Below are 23,154 nucleotides of genomic sequence, written 5' to 3'. Positions count from 1 at the left end.
CTTAATTAAAATGTAACATTGATACCAAACATGATTTTCCGGACGGAGGGGTAAACAGAAGGACCCGCTGTTCCGATAACCGATGAGCCAGAGGCTGGGATTTCCGGATCTACACCCGAATATTTCGTGATGCAGAAGAGATTCTCTCCTGAAACAAATGCTCTCAAGTTAGAGATTGAAAATTGAGGCAAAGTCCAGTTATATCCCAATGTCAATGAGCGAAGTTTAAAGAAGTCACCGTTTTCAAGGAAACGAGAAGAAACTTTGTTAGAATTGGAGCTGTTGTTGTAACTTGCAGCCGGGTGTGTTGCTATATCACCAGGTTTGGTCCAGCGACTCCAATCATCCATTAGTTTCATCTGGTTACGGTCTGTATAAGCACCATCTGAATCATATTCTGAACGTGAGTAGTTGTAAATCTTACCACCTACAGAGTATCCGAAGTTTGCATTCAAATCGAAGCTCTTGTATTTCAACGAAGTAGAGATTGCACCGAAGAAGTCGGGGGTTGATGCGCCACAAACTACCTGATCGGCTTCCGCATACTTGCTGGTAACCTCGCGTGTTTTGTTGCCGTTAGCATCGGTTACGGTTTTATACCATTGCGGAGCACCGTTTTCTGGATTAACACCGGCCCATTCGCGCAAATAGAAGCTATCACTGTCCAGTCCCGGACGAAGCAATTTGTCTGCAGTACCTGCGATACCACTACCATCACTGATGATCATCTGAGCTTTATCTCCATAAAGTTGCTTTATTTCGTTAGAGTTTGTACCCAGATTCAAGGTTACATTCCAGTTCCAGTTCTTGTTTTTGATAATGTCGCCACCTAAGGTTAGTTCTATACCCTTGTTATTCAGTTCACCTACGTTTCTCCAGATGCCGGTTACACCGGTAAGTCCAGATACCGGAACCCTATAAAGCAGGTTACTGGTATTTTTATTATATAAATCCAATGTCAGATACACCCGGTTAAAGAAGGTTGCATCCAGACCAATTCCAGTAGTATAGGTCTTCTCCCAAGTGAGGTCCTTGTTACCAATTTGCGAGATCAAAGCTCCCGGTATTTCATTATAGCTTGACGATACAGAATAAAGGTCGTATTGTGGATAGAGGTCCCCAGGGCGGCTACCAACGGAACCATAAGACGCACGAAGTTTCAATGCGTTTACCCAATCAGCGCTGAACCACTCTTCACGGTGAACATTCCAACCACCACTTATAGAGAAGAAGTTACCATACTTAGCATTGTCACCAAAGTTAGAAGCACCATCGCGTCGGAAAGAAACCTGAGCCAGGTACTTTTCATCATACGAATAATTGGCATTAAACAGGTATGACTGTACAGCCCATTCACTGATATTTCCACCAACAGCTTCAGGTTTAGCAGTTACATCTAGCACTTCAAATCCCGGAACAAATCCTGTACCTGTAGCCGAAATGTTTTTCCCCCAATAATCGTTGAATTCATAAGCAGCCAAGGCATTCACGGAGTGTTTTCCAAATGATTTATTGAAACGGATCAACTGGTTGGTATAGCGACGTTCCATATTGCTCTGGTACTCGTACAAGCGACCGTTTACACCTTCACCACTTGAAGAGCGAGGATCGGTATAATAATTGTAAGTGCTGCCTGTCCACTTGATGTTATTAACAGAAGAGAAAGTTAGCCAGTCTGTAATTTTCACATCAAAGTCGAAGTTACCCATAAACTCATAGTCGGTAGATTTGCCGTAATCCCACTGTAAATCGTACAAGTAGTTTGTGCTGTTACTATTAACCCAGGTGTCAGAGTAGTTACCCACGATCTTTCCTTTGCTATCGTATGGGTTATCCCATGGCATGTTAGAATACATAGCAGTTACCGAATACTGACGATCTTTGATATTGTTTTTTGATCCGGAGATCGAAGGTTTAATAGTCAACCATTCGTAAGGTTTATAATCGGTCTTAAGACGGAAGTTATAACGAGTGTAATCATACCCCTTCACAGCCCCAGTCTCATCATAAACGCCTAATGAAAAGTAAGACCGCAGTTTTTCATCACCTCCGGAAAGAGACATATTGTAATCTTGAGCCACGCCAGTATGTGTAGCCAAATCCCACCAGTTAAAATTACTATTACGTAAATCACTATTCCAGCGAGGGAATGAGATATCTTCTGCATTTGTAAATGATTTATAATAATCATAAAGCTCAGCACCATTCATTACCTTTAGATTGCCATTATTCAGTTTGCTAAAACCCACTTTAGCAGAAGCTGTCATTGTCATCTTCTGTATTTTCGCTTTTTTAGTCGTTACCAAAATAACTCCGTTGGCGCCTTGCGAACCGTAAATAGCAGTTGATGCAGCATCTTTCAGAATAGTAACGCTTTCAATATCTGCCGGATTTAATGCACCAGCATCAGAGCCCACAATAACACCATCGATTACCCACAGCGGAGCTGTACTTCCGTTTACTGTAGATTTTCCACGAATCACAATGGCAGCTTCAGAACCTGGTTGTCCGGAACCCGGAGCAACAAATACACCCGGAGCCTTGCCGCTCAGCAGGTTGGCCGCATTCGGAGTGGTAATATCAACTAATTTATCACTTTTGATTGTTTGCAGAGAACCAGTCAGACTTTCTTTCTTCTGTGTACCATAACCTACAACTACTACTTCACTCAGTACTTTGTCATTATCTTGAAGAACGATCTTCAAGGTAGTTTGGTTTCCAACAGGCACTTCAGTAGAAGCGTAACCTAGAAACGAAACAACTAGCGTTGCTTTATTAGAAGCTTCAATCATAAAACCACCGTCAATGTCGGTATAAGTACCAGTCGTGGTTCCTTTTACGGAGACATTTGCTCCTACAATTGGTTCTCCTTTAGAATCGGATACAGTTCCTGTCACTTTTCGATTCTGAAGTGATTCAGCGAAAACAGACCCGACACACAGGAAAAAGTTTAAAAACAGACAAATTAAGATCATCTGTTTTCTGTTTAATGTTTTCATTTGTTTAGATTTGGACATACTTTTAGCAATTTTAATTATAGAATATATTAGTCGAAAGAAATTCCAAGAATTTCTTTCTTAATTAAAATCAACAAAATATTTATCTGGTTAACAATGGCAAAGATATATGTTTTTTCTTTTTTTATGTATTTTTTCGAATAAATTTATATGTTAAAAATATGATCCCTATTTATACACCACATTATCAACCAATTAGCCACAGATAGAAGTTCAAGTCAAAATTAGTCAATCGTCATCTTTAGTAATCGCAAACCCTAAAATTAAAAGTTATATTTTTATACATACATCTAATGTTTTAAAGAAGATAAAAACCACATGAAAGTAATAAAATAAACAAATACGAGAAAAACAAATAGCAGTCTTACATTTATTTAGTATCTAATTTTTACTATTTACATGGAATATTTCAGAATTACATAATACTATAACTTATTATATATTAATAAAATACAGATAACAAAGCATCAAAATACACAAATTAGAATTAATAAAATGTCAAAATAAGATCTATTTAAATATTTATAATTTAATAACTTAGACTTAAAATAGCATATTTATTCTTAATCAAACATAATCACAATCTATTATTGAAATTATTTTATTATATAGTCGCATTAAAACAAATATAATAAATTAAAGACTGCATTCTCATTTACAGGAAACAGCCTTTCAAATGCAAAGAATGCTCAACCATGAGTCCTCCAATATTGATTAAAGAAAAAAAGCCCCGGCCGCTCAATCCAGAGCGCCGGGGCTTTAACATATAATATCAATGTGTTACTTACAGCTTACACAAATAGGCTTAATCTGCTTGAAGAAATCGTTTCCTTTGTTATCCACCAAAATAAATGCAGGGAAGTTTTCCACTTCAATTTTCCAGATTGCTTCCATACCCAGTTCAGGATATTCAAGGCATTCTACCTTCTTAATGTTATTCTGTGCCAGGATAGCAGCCGGTCCACCGATACTACCCAAATAGAAACCGCCATGCTTTTTGCAGGCATCAGTTACCTGCTGACTGCGGTTACCTTTAGCAATCATAATCATGCTACCACCGTTTTCCTGGAATGTATCAACATAAGAGTCCATACGTCCGGCAGTAGTCGGTCCGAAGGAACCTGAAGGCATACCAGCAGGAGTTTTTGCCGGTCCGGCGTAATAAATCGGATGGTCTTTTACGTACTGAGGAAGACCTAAGCCTGCATCGATACGTTCCTGCAATTTGGCATGAGCAATGTCACGACCTACAATGATGGTACCGTTCAGAGAAAGACGTGTGGAAACAGGATACTTATCCAGCTCCTTCAGAATTTCGGCCATTGGCTGGTTCAGGTCAATCTTCACTGCATCGCCTTCACCTGCATTGCGCAATTCTTCAGGAATATACTGGCCCGGATTATCTTCCATCTTTTCAATCCAGATACCGTCCTTATTGATCTTAGCCTTGATGTTTCTGTCGGCAGAGCAGGAAACGCCCATACCTACCGGACAAGATGCACCGTGACGTGGCAAACGGATGATACGAATATCGTGAGCGAAGTACTTACCACCAAACTGAGCACCCAAGCCCATGCGCTGAGCTTCGAGCAATACTTGTTTTTCAAGTTCAACATCACGGAATGCCTGTCCGCCTTCGTTGCCCGAAGTTGGCAGGTTATCGTAATACTTGGCAGAAGCCAGCTTCACTGTTTTCAGGTTTGTTTCGGCAGAAGTACCACCAATACAGAAAGCAATGTGGTAAGGAGGACAAGCCGCGGTACCCAATGTTTTCATCTTTTCAACCAGGAACGGAACCAGCTTGGCTGGGTTCAACAATGCTTTTGTTTCCTGGTACAGATATGTTTTGTTGGCAGAACCACCACCCTTAGCAATGCAAAGGAACTTGTATTCGGCTCCCTGAGTTGCGTAAAGGTCAATCTGTGCAGGAAGGTTGCATCCTGTATTAATCTCTTTGTACATATCCAGAGGCACATTCTGAGAGTAGCGAAGGTTTTCTTCAGTGTATGTTTTGTACACACCTTTCGAAAGAGCCTCTTCGTCGCATCCGTCAGTCCATACCTGCTGACCTTTCTTTCCTACAATAATTGCAGTACCGGTATCCTGACAGAAAGGAAGCTTTCCTTTTGCAGATACTTCGGCATTGCGAAGGAATGTCAGCGCTACATATTTATCATTTTCACTTGCTTCGGGGTCAGAAAGAATCTTTGCCACCTGCTTCTGATGTTCGGGACGAAGCATGAAAGCCACGTCACGGAAAGCGGCATTCGCCAGCATGGTTAATCCTTCTGAATCTACTTTCAGAATTTCTTTTCCATCAAACTCACTTACAGATACATGTTCTTTAGTAAGCAAGTAATACTCAGTCTCATCTTTTCCCATTGGGAACGGAGCTTGATACTTAAACGGAGGTGTTGCCATATCTCTATATTTTTTAAAGTAAATTTCGTTCCGCAAAGATACTAAAAAACTCCTCTTGGGGAATTGATAAAAAGATAATTATTCTTTGTTACTGTTATATTTTGCCCACTCCTTTGTTTTAGCCTGCATTTAAGTTGAATTGACATTTTGAAAGACAATATCAGCCTGCGAAATACCTGAGAAATAGAAAGGTGACACACCGAAAATAAAAGATAGATGATGGAGCAAAGGAGTTCTAAACCAATTGAGCTGCAAGAATTCCATCTGTTCAGTATTCATGGCATAAGAAGAAGGTACAATAAGAAGAAACCCCGTTGACTGGCTATTTACAGAATTGTGCCAGCAACAACGGGGTCTTTATCTCTAATTTATTTTAATGGCAAAGTTTATTTACGCATACTTTTCATCTATCAGTTGTATAAACGATAAGCTATGTCAGATAAGCCAACCAATTTAAAACCGGACAGTATTTATCTATTAATATTGGACGTGAAACTATGTCAACGGACTGATTCTACCTATCAGTTCATCGCCCAAAGCCGATTTATCTTCAATGTGCTTCAGTACCGCCATAACAAAAGGATTGCTTTCAAAGTCTCCTCGTACCTGTTCAAAATCAAGCACCTTTTCTTCACGACTTCCATCAGCACCAAAACCAGTCATGGATGATAAAGAGAACTCTTTTTTAGCATCGTCATAAATCATCTTGTCCAGTCTCACAACCGCCTCTTTCCACATATTGACTATCTTGATGATATCCTTGGCGGTCATCTCAGCCGGGTTCAAACCGTAAAACTCCTGAATCTTGTGGTATGCCCAGGTCCATTCATAGGTATAATAATTCTGATGCATGTCGGCAAAATAGCTATTGATATCACTCAAACGTTTAATGCTTCCTTGTTCAATGCCGTCTAGCAACCAGTCCACCTCGCTCTTAGGAGCAATCAGTCCGGCTACATCCACCCATTCACCTCTGCCTGTCTCCGTCTCGGGTTTCAAACGTGCACGAATCTCATCGTTACTCTTGAAATTGCCCCCTTCCAGCCGTTTGATAATCGAGTTTCCCAGAAACTTATTGATGGCAATCTCATAGAAGCGGATGCCGTTATTCAGTGATTGGTTCTTAATCTTTGCACTTTGGTAGGAATAAATCTCTGAGGTTTCTCCGGATACCCGTTTCAGCTCCTTCAGTATTTCACGTCCCTTAAACATCTTCTGGATGGTGTACGGACTAAGCAAATTGTAATTAATGCAATCCAGCTTATTTGTCCCCGTCCGCTTATCACGTTTCGGCCATTTCTGGGCGTCGCGAATGGTTCCTACACTACGGAGATTGACTCCAGGAACCAAATAGGTGGTATTTGCCTGCTCAATCAGATAAGAAAAAGGCAGATTGGAAGTATCGGAATGATTCACGTGCCTACCCATAACCAGAGAGAAAGCTCCCACCCTTGCAGGCCAGAGAATATAGGAATCGGATGTTGTCTTTGCACCCCGCTCCAACGCTCCCTGGTGAATAGGTCCCAGCTTATACATGTGATTGCTCTGGTTGGAGCCGGAACCGGCATTCATAAACGAGAACATACCCGCTATAAGCAACGTGGATTTATGATGGGTAACGGTAAACGGTCCGGCAAAAATGGCACACGCCTCACCGTTTTCTCCCTGACAATTGCTGAAGAAGAGAGAGTCGGAAGCGGAATAATTGTGACCTAAATGACAAGCCTGCCCTACAAAGCAGCGCGACAACATGGCGCCATCATCAATGCGTGAACCGGAAGAGACGATAAAATCCTCGCAAATTACCCCGTATCCAATATAAACCGGGGCCTCTTTTTCACTGTTTATGCTTCCGTTCTCCAGTCGGCAAGCGCCTTCAATGCGGGCATAATCACCAATCTGGAGATTCTTGATGGCTCCGGTGTTGACAATAGTGACATGCGAGCCGATTGTTCCGGTTTCCGAAGCATGCTTGCCGGAATAATGGTCGGTGATTACCTTCATCCGATTAATCAACTCCGGCCGATGGCGATAAAGCGCCTGGATGTAAGCTTGCTGGGCAGAAAGCTTGTTGTTGATCAACACCTCGCGTCCGCCCGTTTCATTCATTACGGCAACCGAAACACCATTGCCGAAGCTGCTCATGCCATCCACCAGAATAATATCCACATTCTCAATGAATGTGTGTTCGCCAATATCATAGTTGGCAATGTAGTTCTGAATATTCTCAATGCAGCAGCAATCGCCTACGGTAACATTATGAAGTGTAACGTGTCTTAATCCGGCATGCTTTCTTATTCCACCGGCTAGAGTGAATTCACCATCGAAAGAGCCGAGCTTCACCGTTCCCGAGAAACGGGTGTGGTGCACATAACCGGCCTTAAAGTTCGACGAAACAAAAACATGACTCCAATCGTCAGCCAGACAGGATTGACTTTTCAGCTGAATAATCTCATCTTCTGTAAGCACACGGTATGTTTCCATAGGCATTTTATTTATGTTAATTACTCATTCATATCTTCATCGTATATCTGATAAAGAAAATCGTTATAGGGGAAACGTTGCACATGAAGCTCTTTCACCTTATTATAAAGAAGCTCTTTCATCACATCCACATTTTCTTTTTCACGAGCCGAGATAAAGATGCAATTGTCGCTAAGTTTCGCCATCCAGGTATTCATCAGTTCGTCCAGCGTTCTGTTCTCTTTGGTTTTTGGAGTCAGGTCATCTTCAGCTTTCTCAACATGGGTATAAGCATCAATCTTATTAAAGATTATAATGCAAGGCTTACCTCCTCCACCAATCTCTGTCAGTGTCTTGTCAACCACCTCGATTTGCTCTTCGAATCCGGGATGCGAGATATCCACCACGTGCAAAAGCAAGTCGGCCTCCCTTACCTCGTCCAGAGTCGATTTAAAGGAATCCACAAGGTCGGTAGGAAGTTTACGGATAAAACCAACCGTATCCGATAGCAGGAAAGGCAAATTATTTATAATCACCTTACGCACCGTAGTATCGAGCGTTGCAAAAAGCTTGTTTTCTGCAAAGACCTCACTTTTGGCCATCAGATTCATCAAGGTCGATTTTCCCACATTGGTATACCCCACCAAAGCCACACGAATCAGTCTGCCGCGGTTCTTGCGCTGGGTAGCCTTCTGTTTGTCTATCTCTTTCAGTTGTTCTTTTAACAGAGCCATTCGGCCAAGAATAATACGCTTATCCATTTCAAGCTGCGTTTCACCCGGACCACGAAGTCCTACTGAGCCGCCTTTACCACCGCCCGAGCTACCGCTCTGCCGTTCAAGGTGAGTCCACAATCGGGTGAGTCGTGGAAGCATATATTTGTATTGCGCCAGCTCCACCTGTGTTTTGGCATTCGCCGTTTGTGCCCGCATGGCAAATATGTCCAGAATCAAAGAAGTACGGTCGAGGATTTTAACCTTCAGTTCGTTTTCTATATTGCGTAACTGCTTAGCCGACAGTTCATCATCGAATATTACCATGCCGATTTCATTCTCGGCCACGTATTCACTTATTTCCTGCAACTTCCCTTTTCCTACAAAAGTTACCGAGTTAGGAGTATCCAGTCTCTGCGTAAAATTACGCACCACTTCCACCCCAGCCGTCTCAGCAAGGAAAGCCAGCTCGTCAAGGTATTCATACGTTTTACGCTCGTCCTGCGTCTGAGTAATCAGGGCCACCAGAACTGCTGTTTCGGTTTGTGCTTCTGAAATAACAAATTCTTTCATTGTCTGTATTTAAAATAATATTCGCAAATATACTGATAAAACGTTTAATACAGCACAGAGGTTCAAAAAAAGGATTATCTCTGTAGGTTGTTAAGAAAATAAGATAGTTATCACCCACCATTCTTATCATCTCTCCATAGAATTGATTTCAAAAAAGTAGCACAAGTCGCGCAAGTCACGCACTTAGATGGTTAACACATTTAAAGTCAAGCAGATACAAGCGCGTGACTTCCTGCGTGACTTCCGTCATGTCGCACAGGAAGTTACGCACCATTTTTAAGCGTCTCCGCGATGCCTTCTTGTAAGATTCGGATTCGGATGCAGACTAAGGGGTTACTTGTTATCTCTTCTATCCTTCTGTTCCTCTTTATTTGGCCTTTGTATTCCCTCAAATCCGCAAAGATGGTCAGCTGTTGCACAATATAAGGTTTAATAATCCTCTCTCCATCCGGATCTACCCACTTGGTACACCCGGGTGTACTGTATCCTTCCATCCGGGTGTACAGGGGGTGTACATCCGGGTGTACGGCAGAAAACATAAAGACTAGTTATAAATTATACTTAATAAAAACAGATTTAAACGACACATTGCCCTGTTAAGACGATACTTATACGATACATACACAATTGGTTAAGCCTCATCATCCGCAACTAAAGCAACCAGTTGTATTTCCTTACAGCGTCACTGCGTGACTTCGGAAAAGTCACGCAGGAAGTCACGCGTCTATATACACCTGCTGCACAACCACTTGCAGCCTTTCTGCGTGATTTGCGTGACTTGCGCGACTTTTTTAAAATAATTATATGGGAGAAGGTGGAATATATAAGAGAATGCCGTTTGCAGGATATAACCGAAAAAGAAAAGAGGCTATCTGTTTCCAGATAACCTCCTTCAATAAATGTAAAGTGTACTATAATGTAGAATAAACTACTCTTGTTTATTTGTTCGCCGGGTGCTGGTTAGTTGATGTACGTACATCCCAGAACATCTTAGAATAATAGTTGTTTGTTTTATCCTGTAACTTTGAAACCGCAGCATCGAAGGCTTCTTTATTCAAAGTACTTTCGTTAGTCGGATATTTCACACGAGAGATTAGATCTCCTTTTGTTTCAGACAAAGTTGTGAACTTAAGCGTCTCTCCACCCGAAATGCAAGAGATTTCGTTTGGTTTCAACAGCTGAACCGGATAACCTGTACGACGATATTCAACCCACGCTTCTGTACCATTCATATACAAGTCAATGTATTTTTGAAGAGCAACTTTTTCCGCGTTAACATTGTTACTTACAGCTGCAATATAGGTATTCATTTGAGCATCGCCGACTGTTGTGCCATTCAGGCCGCTCCAGTATTCGATTGACGCACGCACACCATCTTTATATTCTTTAACGCTGAAGCCGTTATATTCAGAAAGAATAAACTGAAGTTCTGCATAGGTCATCAACGGAACTGAGAAATCTGCATTCAAACACAAAGGAGGGTTTTTCTTCCAGTTTGGAGCAGCAGTACGCATTCCAGATTCTACTGAGCTACTCGGAATACCAAGAGGCATACCTATACTATCAGGTGATGTGGTATAAATTGGCAAACGAGGATCTTGTACACCAGCCCAAGGGTGAGATTTTGCATTCAATGTATCTGTCTGGCCTTTTAGAATATCCATAAAAGGTCTTGAAATGGTAAAGTCATTTCTCATATCTTCAAAATACCCACGGTAAAAGTTACACTGCTCCGGAGCTGTTTTTGAGTAAGTATATACGGCGTTATCTTTATTGCTTTCGAAAACTCCGTTTGCCAGAGCTTCAGCTATGTAATTTTTCCAATTTGGATCAACCTTCGATACGTGAATAGCCAGACGACATTTCAACGAATTTGCAAATTTCTTCCATTTCAAAGCATCACCGTCAAAGATACGATCACCACCTAAAAACGCTTTTTCTTTTACATCAATCATCGCTGCTGCATCGGTCAGCTCTTTAATCATCGCTTTGTAAATCTCAGTCTGATCATCATACTTTGGATAGTAAATTCCTTCATCAAGCTTAGATGCTTCAGTATAAGGAATTGATCCCCAAGTATCGGTCATCACTTGATAAAGCCATGTCTTCAGAATTTTTGCCGCTGCAATCTGGTTCTTATTGTTACCATATTTGGCCATTGCTAAAGCCGTTGCAGGATCTGAATTCAGTTTGATCACTTTAGTCAGGTTGGCCTGGCAAGTATACAGTTGGTTGAAATAGTTATTGTTTACGCTTTCACGAATCTGGTAACGATCTTCCTCAGTATAGTTTCTCTGACACCAATATTGGCTGTAAACCAATGACTGACGACCACTAAACCAGTTGTCGTATACATAATCCATTATCTTCTTTTCGGCCCCTGCCATAACCATATTACTTGGAACACCGGCTGGGTTGTTCGGATCGGTGTTGACACTTTCCATATCTTGGCAAGATACAGCTCCAACCACCATAGAAAGAATCAATAATTTATATAATATTTTTTTCATAATGTACATCTATTAAAATTTCAAACTAAGATTCATACCGAAGTTCGCAACAGAAGGCAGAGCTCCACCTTCAACACCTTGTACGTTACCAGAGCTGGTGATTGCCATTTCAGGGTCAAAGTGTTTAACATCTGGTCCCCATACAGCTAAGTTACGTCCGTAAGCAGAAACGCGAACTGATTTAATAAAGTAGTTTTTCTTCATCGGAACTGTATAGCCGATATTGATTTCACGCAACTTCAGATAATCCGATTTGAATACAGCCTGTGCTGCAGGTCCTGTGTATACTTGAGTTCCGAAAGTTTCGGCATCGATACGGGTTGTATTTGGTTTTCCATCTGCAGTTACTCCCTTCAACAGAACACCACCACCGTTTTCAAATGATTCGCGGATATTCACTCCGTTCTCATTCAAAGCAGCAGTCTCTTCGAGCATACCTGAGTACATACCCCACAAATAAGAGGTAGAATAATAGTGTCCACCTTTTGAGAAATCAAGTAGCACACTTAAATCAAAGTTCTTGTAACGGAATGTATTGGTCCATCCACCTGTGAAATCAGGATAAACTTTTCCGATATTCTCATTACCGTTTGTTGCGGCATAAGTACCATCTTCGTTAATCACCTTATTGCCATTCTTATCATATACATAGTTGGTACCCATAATTACGCCATATTCCTGACCTTCAAGAGCACCGATTTCTACCTTGAAAGGTGCACTAGCCAATTTAAAGTACGTAACACCATCAACCAGTTTCTTTACCTTGTTCTGGTTAGATGCAAGCACCAGAGATGATTCCCATGAGAAATCTTTTGTTTTAACAGGAGTTCCGTGGATTGAAAATTCAATACCCTTATTGGTCATCAGACCCGAATTAACCACTTTGTACATGTAACCAGAAGTACCAGTAATAGACAATGGAATAATCTGGTTTTTAGTTTCACTTGCATAGAGTGTTGCTTCAAAACCCAAACGGTTGTTCAGGAACGACATTTCAACACCAGCCTCATATGAGTTTGTTTGCTCTGGCTTCAGGTTGCCATTCTTAAGTGTAGTGCTCAGAATATATCCCGGAGTCGAAGTAATATTGGTATATTGAGAATAAGTATCAATAATCTGATATGGGTCAGTATCATTACCAACCTGAGCATATCCCAGTCTTAGTTTACCAAAGCTCAACCATGGAGTTTTATCTCTCAACAATTCAGAGAACACGAAGCTACCGGTTACAGAAGGATACATATAGGAGTTGTTTCCATTTGGCAAGGTAGACGACCAGTCATTACGCAAAGAGAGGTCTAAATAATATGTGCTCTTATATCCAAGTGTTGCGCTTGCAAAAACTGAATTGATTGATTTCTTTCTGAGATAGTTATCAGATTTAGCCGGATTCACAGAGTTCTTCAGATTGTAGAACATAGGAATTGCCAAACCACCATCAGTTTCGCCATGTACATATTCGTATCTGCGATTCATTATATTTGAACCCACATTTGCATCGAAAGAGATTTCTTCCAGCAATCGAGTATTGTATGATAACATAAACTCGTGGTTAGTTTCAACCTGCTGGCGAGAGATTTCAGAATAACGAGACTGTTCCTGAGAGAACACAGCATTGCGTTCATATTGTTTGTCTACAAAGAAATCAAGATTTGCCTTATACTGGAATTTCAGATTATCCAGAATCTTATAACTCATACCCACGTTACCATAAATTCGGTTACGAGAGTCGTTTTCGTAGTTCATGTAACGTGACCAATAGGGGTTGTTGCTATACATAGGAGTTGGATCATCCCATGCTGCACGGTTCCAGGTTACCTGACTTCCGTCTGGGTACATGTACATGCTCTTCAATTCGTTCATATCAAGCTCACGGTGTCCCCACTGAATGAATTTCTGCATTACATTATTGTCACCATATCCTGTTTCAGAGCGTCCTTTTGCTCTTGAATTGAAATAGGTTACATTGGTGAAAACCTCCAGACGTTTGTCTGCACTGGTTGTTGATGCAGCTACATTAAAGATATTCTTCGACAAAGAGCTGTTTGGCATGTATCCTTTCAAATCGGAATTTGTATAAGAGATACGAGCTGTTGCTCTGTCTGAAGCCTGGCTCACCGAAACGTTGTTGGTATAAGCAAGACCTGTTTCAAAGAAATCGTTGATATCATGTTTTGAAGCTTGCCATTTTGAAGTGGTAGGATTGCCAACTTTACCTGCAGCTTCCCATTTAGCAAGGTCGTACCAAGAAACAAATTCCTGACCTTCGTATTTATCACCCCAGCTCTCGTCCGTACCCATATCCGGATACAAGTATTTTTTGCCGTTGATGGCAATCTCTTCGAAACCGTAACCACCACCGTATAATTTTTGCATTTTGGGGAGTTTATTCACTACCTCCAAACCAACTGATGAATTGAATGTAACGCCATACCCTTCACCTTTCTTTCCTTTTTTAGTAGTGATCATTACAACACCATTGGTTGCGCGTGAACCGTAAAGAGCAGACGCATTCGGTCCTTTCAACACAGATATATTTTCAATATCATCCGGGTTAAGGTCCTGTACAAGGTTACCATAGTCATAACCACCGGCACCTCTCTGGGTTTCAGCGCTATTATAGTCTGTACCTTCAATAGGCACACCATCAATTACAAATAAAGGTTGGTTGTTTCCGGAAATCGATTTCACACCACGAATGATGATCTTGGATGAACCACCCATTGATCCGGAACCTCCTTGAATCTGCAAACCGGCAATTTTACCCTGCAAAGAGTTTACCGGATTACTCACGCCACCGCGTGCTTTGAGCATTTCATCTCCCGAAATGTCGGAAACAGCATATCCTAATGCTTTTTTCTGACGAGAGATTCCCAACGCAGTTACTACAACTTCATCAACTACTTGCGCATCAGAAGCAAGAACAATCTTCATTGTCGGTTTTACTGCAACCTCTGCAGCTTTCATTCCGATAAAAGTAACAACTAATGATTTTGCCGAAGCAGGAACATTTGGCAACACGAAGTTACCATCCAAATCACTGATCGTTCCAACATTAGTTCCTTTCACTAAGATAGATGCCCCAACAACAGGTAACCCGTCTTCTTCAGAAAGAACAACACCTGTTACCTTCAGGTTTTGGGCAGTGGCCAGACCAACACCCATGAACAGGCATGCCAGCAACAGCACTAATTTTCTTTTCATAAATTCACTCTTAAAGTTTAATTTCATAATTTGATTCACTTCATTCTAACAGTTTGCAAATTTATGAATTAAACCTATAAAATAAACCCACTTTTATTTATACACACATTTTTGTTTCATTTTGATAGCTATCCATCCGTATTTTAATCTTATTATCATATTTGAGCACATATTTATAATTATCAAAACATAAATACAGATATCACAATAAATTGCAATGTTATTTTTTGGCCGATTTACTCATCGTTTTGATTATTTATACGACATAAATGCATCTTTTTGATATTCTGATAAATTCAAAAAACTATTTGATTTTTTACAGAATCTTATTTATCAAAACACTTATAAACAATTTACTGTATATACAAATCACAAGTATGACTCATAATATAATTGCATTTTTTAACTGACAAGCTAAAATTCATCAGAATCAGTAAAGCAAAAGAAAGTTCTTATTAATCAATGGAGTAATTTAGATAAATCGTTTCTTCATTGTGCAACGAATCAGTAATAACAATTAAGTTATTTCATTAACGACAGGAGAATAAAATGTTTGTTTTTTAAAAAAAAGGAGAAAAATAGACTGCCCCATTAATTTTTACGGTAATTGTGATTTATGATTAAATGAAAAACAGATTGGGAAAATTGAAAGACTATCTTAAATCTATGTCATTTAAGAAACATTTTTATAGTTAAAATTCTTGTAAACGATAGAACTGGATTGAATATAAATATAAAAAATGTTATTATATATTAATTAGAGAATATAAATAAACAAATTAGGGGATATCTAATGATTAAGTTTCTAAAGAATTAAAGAAGAGAAGTATTAATACGTATTTTCATTATGAAAGCGCCTGCAAATTATCACAAAAGAATAAATTACTAATAACGAATGATAGCGTTTCATTTGCGAATGTAACTCTGATAACTGCAGTTAATCTTATCTTAAATTATGGTCTAAAACTGTAGGATAAGATAGTTAGTGAAATCGTCAAATAAATAGAGAATATAAAAACATATTATGCATGACAAAAAAAACCGTGCCAAAAGTTACTTTTGACACGGTTCTATAAATTATTTATTTTCTAATCAGCCTAAAAAGGTTATTTAGAAGATAGTTTAGAAATCATCCTGTTCAAATCCGGTACGACGGAAACCTGAGATCTTGTGTACAAACCCATTTTTATCATCGTCAAACTGAACGAAATAAACAATACTATCAGCTGGCATACCACTTGGAGACAAGGCTGCTCCTTCAAGAATCTTTCCGTCAGTAATCTTAACCTTAGAATCATATTTCAAGTTATCTACAAAGTCAGATGTTGAGAAAGAACGTGTCTTGTAATCTACATTTACCTTCAACTTGTAATCCCAGAAATGCCCGCCATCATCAAGCCACATTTCTGTATCTGAATTCGCAGCTGTATTATATGTTGTCATTCTGAAATATCCCTGACCATATGCGTCACCTAAACTTTGGCCGTTTTTAATCACTTCAACAGTCACCCACCAGTCTCCTGCCATTTTTTCAACAGCAGTACCACCTGGTTCAGTTTCTTTTTCGCAGCTAGCAAAAGTAAAAGAAATAGCCGCAAACAGCAATATCAAATATTTTCTCATAATTGTTTGTTTTTACATGTTTAAATCTACGAAGAACGTCATTGAACCAGCGTAATCAGCTTCCCAATGAATTGATTTTGCATCTGGATTATAAGTACCATTATTCAGGCCATCCAAGGAATCCCCCCAACCTTCAACTTTACTAGAAAGTAGCATAATTCTATTATCAGTAGTTAGATTCACCAAACCTGTCATAGCGTATCTAGATCCATACTTAGCCCTTATATCATAGTATCCGCCAAAGAAATCGGATACCGTAAATATACCAGGAGCTAATTTTGTTAAGTTTACTTTATAATCAGAATAATAAACCTTGGCACCAGCTCTTAAACGATAAGAAGTTGCAGCCAACTTGTATTCGCCAGATATATCTGTTGTTACATTAGGATCATAAACGATAACGGTTCTAGTTGTTGAACTAGCAAAACCATCCACGTTTACAGCAGAATAGGTAATTGTATACAATCCAATCTTATTGGCATTAACAGAACCTGAAACCGTCATTTTTGAAGTCACATCTTTTTCACCCTCCTTTGCAACAACACCCGGATCAGTAAATGTAGTTCCAACAGGAACCAGTGTTGTCTGATCGCCATTCATCATATAAGTTACAAAGTACGTAATTTTAGAGGTGTCTTCAGTCGTCTTTTCACAAGAAGTGAAAAGAACTAGAAGACAAGCCAAAATACTATATAATATTTTTTTCATATTATTTTTTCTTTATGATTATTACAACTTACTTTTTATCCCACCACACACCGGTTGTTAAAGGAACTGCTGCCGGAGTATTCTTATTTAACTGACGAGCACTAAGCGGGAAAAACATTCGTTTTACCATGCCAGTTCCCAATCCATTACGCATCGGAGCTATTAATTCTCCAGGAGTATAGATTGTCGGATCTTTAAAAATTGCATCCGCTGTCTTCGAAGAAAGCTTAGGACAATCTGTACGACGAATTTCCGACCATGCTTCCATATGATCCATATAGCAAAGTGCGACCCATTTTTGCATGTAAATAAGTTCCAACTTAGCTGCATTATCTGAAGCAGTAGACCATGCAACAGGAGCATTTGGACCATACATAACAGATGCAGAAGTTGTCATCCCACGTGCAGAAAAATCCGCATCGATACCTGCGATATATGCAGCTTCAGCTTTTGCATCATTACTATAAAAGCGAAGATATACTTCAGATAGTAAGAACTGTAGTTCACTCTGAGTAAAGAAGTAAACCGGCTTTGTAGCATAATAATTCAATGCACTATAATCTGCATTCTTTTTCGATAATGCGGCTTTTGATCCAGGAAGTTCACCAGCATAATCACTTACATTAGCTGCTTTAAGAAAGCTATAAGCTATACGAGGGTCTTTCGTAGACTTCATATAAGTAACTATCGGATAAGACGCCACATGATTAGTTGCTAACTCAACCTTATTACATGCATACCAAGGATTTCTTTTTTCTTTTTCATCTGAAAATGCATCAAACTTGATATCACCGGTAAAGAATACACCTTTATCTACCAAAGCTTTGATTTTTGCAGTATAGTTAGCAGCATCAACTCCAGCATCAACAAATCTAAGATACATTCTTAAACGAAGAGCATTTGCATAACCTTTCCATTGATCAAGATCTCTTGACAACAATAAATCGGGGCTTAGAATAGCTGATTCTTTGGTCAATTTTGATTCTGCTTCATCTAATTCAGCAAGTACACCTTCATATATTTCCTGTCCAGCATCCCATTTAGGCATAGAATTTGCATTCCCTTGCAAAATCTCCTTATAAGGTGCTTGGTCCATATTATCTACTAATAACTGAAAGCAGAAAGTACGAAGTACTGTTGCAACATATTTATCTGCGTCTGACGCATTCTTATCTTTAAATATCCCATTAATATCAGCTAGCGCTCCGGCATATAATGTTCTATAAGAACGATCAATAATCTGCGAAGATTCAGTAAATGTATAATCACATAAGGTATTATACTGGTTTGCTTCAGGCATCTGATCATAATATTGTGCAAAGAAGCCAGCATAATTGTACATTCCGTCACCTACAGTTACAGCGATGGAATTCTGAACTGCAGGCAATAACATTGTAGCAGGTGCCTCTTCCGGATAATTAGGATTCTTATTCACATCAAGATCGCATGCTGTAAGAAGAGCAACAGAGGTTGCCACTATTAATATTTTTTTCATATTTCTCTCTGAATTTAAAATTTAACCAAAACATTAAAACCGAATCTACGAGTACTCGGATTTGCAGTCCATTCACCAAATTTACCACTTAAGTCGTTACCGAAAGATGACATTTCAGGATCGATATAAGTGTTGCTTGAAGGAGTCCAAACGAACAGGTTATTTCCATATGCCGAAACTTTTACTCCCTGAAATACTGTTTTATTTAGCCATTTTTTGGGAAGGTCCCAGCCAAGAACTACAGAACGAAGCTTAACATAAGACTTATCAACCAAAGTAAAGCTACCCATATCTATACCACCGTCACCCCAGTATTGATAGATATCAGAAGAGGCAATTGGTGTAGTGTTCTCTACATATTGGGTTTCTCCATTCACGGTAACCTTGTTTACAGAATTAGGAATAATAAATGTATTTCTATCATTATATGTAGTTTGAATTACGCTACCAGTAAAGTAGTTGATATCCTTTGTTCTTGAGTACATCACACCACCTTGACGAATATCAAAATCTGTACTCAATGAAACACCTTTATAACGTAGTGTAGTAGAGAGCCCCATTTCATAATCATAATTCATATTACCGCAGATTGCAAAATCAGGAGCAGCAACCGGTAATCCTGTTGATGAATTTACTACAATTTCTCCTTTAGGGCTACGTTCAGCTACCTCGGCTTTAAATGTACCTACAGGTTCACCGACAATAGCATACATTGTAGTACTTCCGTTCAAACCATAAAGAGTTGCAATTCCTCCTAATTCTTCAGGTAGACTAATTACTTTACTCTTGTTTTTAGTGAAGTTACAAGAAAGATCCCAGCTAAAATCTTTTGTTTCAATTGGGCGAACGGTCAACAACAATTCGACACCTTTATTTTCAATTTTTCCAAGATTGATATTCTGGAATGTATATCCGCTTGCTGGATCCATATTCAAACTAAAAATCTGTTTGTCTGAATTTCGGTTGTAATAAGCAGCATCCAAAGATATGCGTCCATTGAAAAATGCAACATTTGCACCAACTTCATATTCTGTTGTAATCTCAGGAGTTAAAGTCGGATTACCTAATGTATTACCTAAAGACCATGCATTATACGATTTCAAAACACCGTTTTCCAATCTCTTTAAGGGGAAGGTTACTGTACCCCAGCCACTAGAGCTTGCAGTTGCTTGTGTGTAATAAGGATCAATCATATATACACTTGCATCATTTCCTGTCTGTCCGTACGCCATACGAACTTTACCAAAAGAAAACCAGTTTCTAACTTTATCAGGAAGAAGCTCCGTAAACACAAAGCTACCGGTAACACCAGGATAGAAGAAGTCTCTGTTACCCTTTGGCAAAGTAGAAGACCAGTCATTACGTGCTGTAGCAGTCAAATAAAGCATGCTTTTCCATGAAAGGTCTAACTGCCCAAATACTCCATTCAAACGACGTCGATCACTATACTGCTCTACAGATGGGGTATTTGCTGAATTACTAAGGTGATACCACGTTGGGATATCAAGTCCAACAGCACTTGCAGAAAGTTTTGAATACTTACGTTCATTCAAGTTCAAACCAGCTAAAGCATCAATCGTAAAATCTGTAATTTGTTTATTAAAAGTAAGAAGGAAATCTTGGTTAATTTCCCGACGACGGTCTGTTGTTACCTGAACCTGCCCTTCTTCTTTCTCAAGGTTACCTCCTACATTGGGCGTTCCAGCAAAAAGAGATTTTAGATTTGGAGTCCCATAATTTTGTTGACTATTTGTTGCATCCAAACCAATACGATAAGTAGCTTTGAAATATTTCAGGAACTCATAATCCAACTGAAACTTTCCATAAATTTTTTCAGATTTATAGGTATTCTGATTGGTGGCCAAAATATAATATGGATTAGTAACACCATAAGGGGTATAATAGTATCCGGGGGAATTGAACGGATCATTAAGGTCTTTCAATCCGATAATACTAATATCTCGTGGAGTTTGATACAATGAATTCAACATAGAGAAGCCCTGTCCGGTAGTAGCAAACTTATTTCGTTGGCTAGCATAGTTCACAGAAGAAGACAGAGTTAAATTATTTACTTTATGACTTCCGCGAGCAGAAAAAGTATACTTATCATAGGTATCAGCACTGGTCGGTAACATTCCATCTTCACTTAACTGTGAGAAAGAAACATAGTAGTTACTTTTATCAGTAGCACCATTGAAAGCAACACTATTCGAATATCTTAAACCTGTATCAAAGAAGTCCTTGATATTGTTTTTCATCGGTGAGAATGGTTTTAATTTTTGAGAACTGTTATATATATGTCCCCAAAGTTGTAAAGAACCATCCATACGAGGCCCCCAGCTACCATTTTCTATTTCTGTATGGTTACCATTCCATCCCATACCAAATTCATTCTGAAATTCAGGAAGACGAAGGATCGTTTCAAGCTGGAGTCCACCATTATATTCAATACCAAGTCCTTGACTCTGTTTTTTCCCGTTCTTTGTTGTAATCAGGATTACACCACCAGCAGCACGGTTACCATAAAGAGCTGTTGCTGCAGCACCTTTTAATACAGTCATACTTTCAACATCATCAGGATTAACTGCATTAGCACCACTACCAAAGTCAAACCCATTGTTCAGAGCGTCATCTGAATAATTTGCTGAGTTGTTCATTGGTACACCGTCAACTACATATAATGGTTGGTTGTTTCCTTTCAGTGAGCTAACACCACGAATAATTACTGAGTTTGATGAACCTGGGTCAGAAGAGGTACTTGATATCTGTACACCAGCTATCTTGCCAGATAACCCAGACATTACATCATTAGTTCTTGACTGAATCAATTTTTCTCCTGATACAGAAGTTGCCGAATAGCCTAGAGCTTTCTCTGACCTTTTAATACCCATCGCGGTAACAACAACTTCTTCCATTACTTTCGCATCTGTTTGAAGTGTTATAGTCAGATTTGGTTTAATGGCAACTTCGGATGTTTTCATACCAATGTATTTAACAACCAAAACCTTTGCAGAAGCAGGAATGTTCGACAAAGTAAACTTACCATCCATATCGGTTGAGGTTCCCAAAGTCGTTCCCTTAACCAATACCGATGCACCTATTACAGGTTGCCCGTCTTCTTCGGAAAGAACCACACCTGATACTTTCTGAGTTTGGGCAGTTACCAAACCTATGCCTACAAAAAGACATGTCAATAACAGCATTAATTTTCTTTTCATAAATTCTCTCTTAAAGTTAAACTTTACATTTATTAATTTTTCTTTCATCTAACAAATCGCAAATATATGAATAAAAGTAAAATAAACAACTATTTTATTTAAAAAACCTTGCATATATTACAGTTTAACACTTTAAAAGCATAATAACATATAAATTATCCCATAATACGCCATTAACAAATACTAAAAACCACTCTAATTATAGCATTTTGAAAAATCAAAAAGAAACTTAGGATCAAACAAATGATATTTATTGATAAAATATACCATTAAAACACATCTATTTGCCGAAATTACACAAAAAACAGCTTAATATTATTTAATATATCGACAACTATTAATTAGGTAAATAATTAATTAGATAAAATTTAATATTCAGAACAACTTAATACTACTTTTTATACAAATAACAGGAAGAAAGAGGTTGGTAAAACGAAGAGGAAAATGGTAATATGCAATTAGAGATGGTAGCTTATCAAAGAATGCCCAATACTTCTTTCAGGTTTTGAATATGATAGGTAGGTTTAAAAGAGGAGAAAGGACGGTTGGAAGGATTTAGGAAAACCTGATCCATATTTACTCCTTTGGCACCTAAAATATCAGCTTCCCAACTATCACCTATCATCAGCGATTCATTTAGCAAGGATTGTGTTGCAGAAAGAGCAAAATGAAAGATTTCCGGATGTGGTTTATGAACCCGAATATCTTCGGAAAGAATAACTTTTTCAAAATAATGTTCAATTCCGGCTGATTTCATCTTCTGAAACTGAAGTTCCCGGAATCCATTGGAAAGAATAAAAAGTCTATATCTGCCTGAAAGATACTCAAGAGTCTCTTTAGCATACGGTAGAAGTTTGCTTTTAGTTGGGATCAATCTGAAAAAATCATCGGAATAAGATTTGGCCAAAGCCTCATCGTAAACACCGACAGATTCGAGGGGATGGCAAAACCTCCGACGATTAAGTTCTTCTTTTGAGATTTCTCCGTTTCCATATTCAATCCATAAAGCAGCATTGTATTCCTTATATATAGTATAGAAACCGTCAAACGAATCAAAATACCTATCAAAGTTAAAGTTGGCATACACTTCAGCAAATGAATCGTATGCATTTTCAGAGAAATTCCAGAGCGTATCGTCCAGATCAAAAAAAATATTCGTGTACATATTACAATGATAGATATTAATATAAATAGTGTGCCAATAGAGCC

Annotated in this window: 11 protein-coding genes; all 11 read right to left on the bottom strand. The window is 38.9% G+C overall.

What is annotated here, in order from left to right:
* Positions 1-5: 5 nt before the first annotated feature.
* The 11 genes from ABWU87_RS13760 to ABWU87_RS13710 all read right to left on the bottom strand — a co-directional run bounded on the left by ABWU87_RS13760 (position 6) and on the right by ABWU87_RS13710 (position 23,110).
* Entirely contained in the window at positions 6-3,017 is a 3,012-nt protein-coding gene (locus tag ABWU87_RS13760) for a SusC/RagA family TonB-linked outer membrane protein (RefSeq protein ID WP_434533888.1), read from the bottom strand.
* 780 nt (positions 3,018-3,797) lie between these two features.
* Positions 3,798-5,438 carry a fumarate hydratase gene (locus ABWU87_RS13755; RefSeq protein ID WP_353331663.1) on the bottom strand — a complete coding sequence of 547 codons (1,641 nt, stop codon included), beginning with the start codon at positions 5,436-5,438 and terminating at the stop codon, positions 3,798-3,800.
* Between the two features lie 495 nt (positions 5,439-5,933).
* Complete coding sequence (locus ABWU87_RS13750; protein ID WP_353331661.1) at positions 5,934-7,922, bottom strand: DUF4954 family protein; 1,989 nt, start codon at positions 7,920-7,922, stop codon at positions 5,934-5,936.
* A 20-nt stretch (positions 7,923-7,942) separates the two neighbouring features.
* On the bottom strand, positions 7,943-9,187 hold the full coding sequence (gene hflX, locus ABWU87_RS13745) for a GTPase HflX (protein WP_353331659.1): 1,245 nt from the start codon (positions 9,185-9,187) through the stop codon (positions 7,943-7,945).
* A gap of 938 nt (positions 9,188-10,125) precedes the next feature.
* Entirely contained in the window at positions 10,126-11,697 is a 1,572-nt protein-coding gene (locus ABWU87_RS13740; protein WP_353331657.1) for a SusD/RagB family nutrient-binding outer membrane lipoprotein, read from the bottom strand.
* A 12-nt stretch (positions 11,698-11,709) separates the two neighbouring features.
* On the bottom strand, positions 11,710-14,901 hold the full coding sequence (locus ABWU87_RS13735) for a SusC/RagA family TonB-linked outer membrane protein (RefSeq protein WP_353331655.1): 3,192 nt from the start codon (positions 14,899-14,901) through the stop codon (positions 11,710-11,712).
* A gap of 1,122 nt (positions 14,902-16,023) precedes the next feature.
* On the bottom strand, positions 16,024-16,524 hold the full coding sequence (locus ABWU87_RS13730) for a lipid-binding protein (protein WP_353331653.1): 501 nt from the start codon (positions 16,522-16,524) through the stop codon (positions 16,024-16,026).
* Between the two features lie 12 nt (positions 16,525-16,536).
* Positions 16,537-17,232, bottom strand: coding sequence for a BT_2262 family domain-containing protein (locus ABWU87_RS13725; RefSeq protein ID WP_353331651.1), 696 nt, complete (start codon positions 17,230-17,232; stop codon positions 16,537-16,539).
* A 28-nt stretch (positions 17,233-17,260) separates the two neighbouring features.
* Positions 17,261-18,727, bottom strand: coding sequence for a SusD/RagB family nutrient-binding outer membrane lipoprotein (locus tag ABWU87_RS13720; protein ID WP_353331649.1), 1,467 nt, complete (start codon positions 18,725-18,727; stop codon positions 17,261-17,263).
* Positions 18,728-18,741: 14 nt separating this feature from the next.
* A complete protein-coding gene (locus ABWU87_RS13715) occupies positions 18,742-21,945 on the bottom strand; it encodes a SusC/RagA family TonB-linked outer membrane protein (protein WP_353331647.1) in 3,204 nt (1,067 codons plus the stop codon).
* A gap of 475 nt (positions 21,946-22,420) precedes the next feature.
* On the bottom strand, positions 22,421-23,110 hold the full coding sequence (locus tag ABWU87_RS13710) for a YjjG family noncanonical pyrimidine nucleotidase (RefSeq protein ID WP_353331645.1): 690 nt from the start codon (positions 23,108-23,110) through the stop codon (positions 22,421-22,423).
* Positions 23,111-23,154 lie beyond the last annotated feature (44 nt).

Origin of the sequence: Bacteroides sedimenti, assembly GCF_040365225.1 — a bacterium.
GTDB classification, from domain to species: domain Bacteria; phylum Bacteroidota; class Bacteroidia; order Bacteroidales; family Bacteroidaceae; genus Bacteroides; species Bacteroides sedimenti.
Note: the sequence above shows the minus strand (reverse complement) of the source record. Positions and strands in the feature narration are given on the sequence as shown.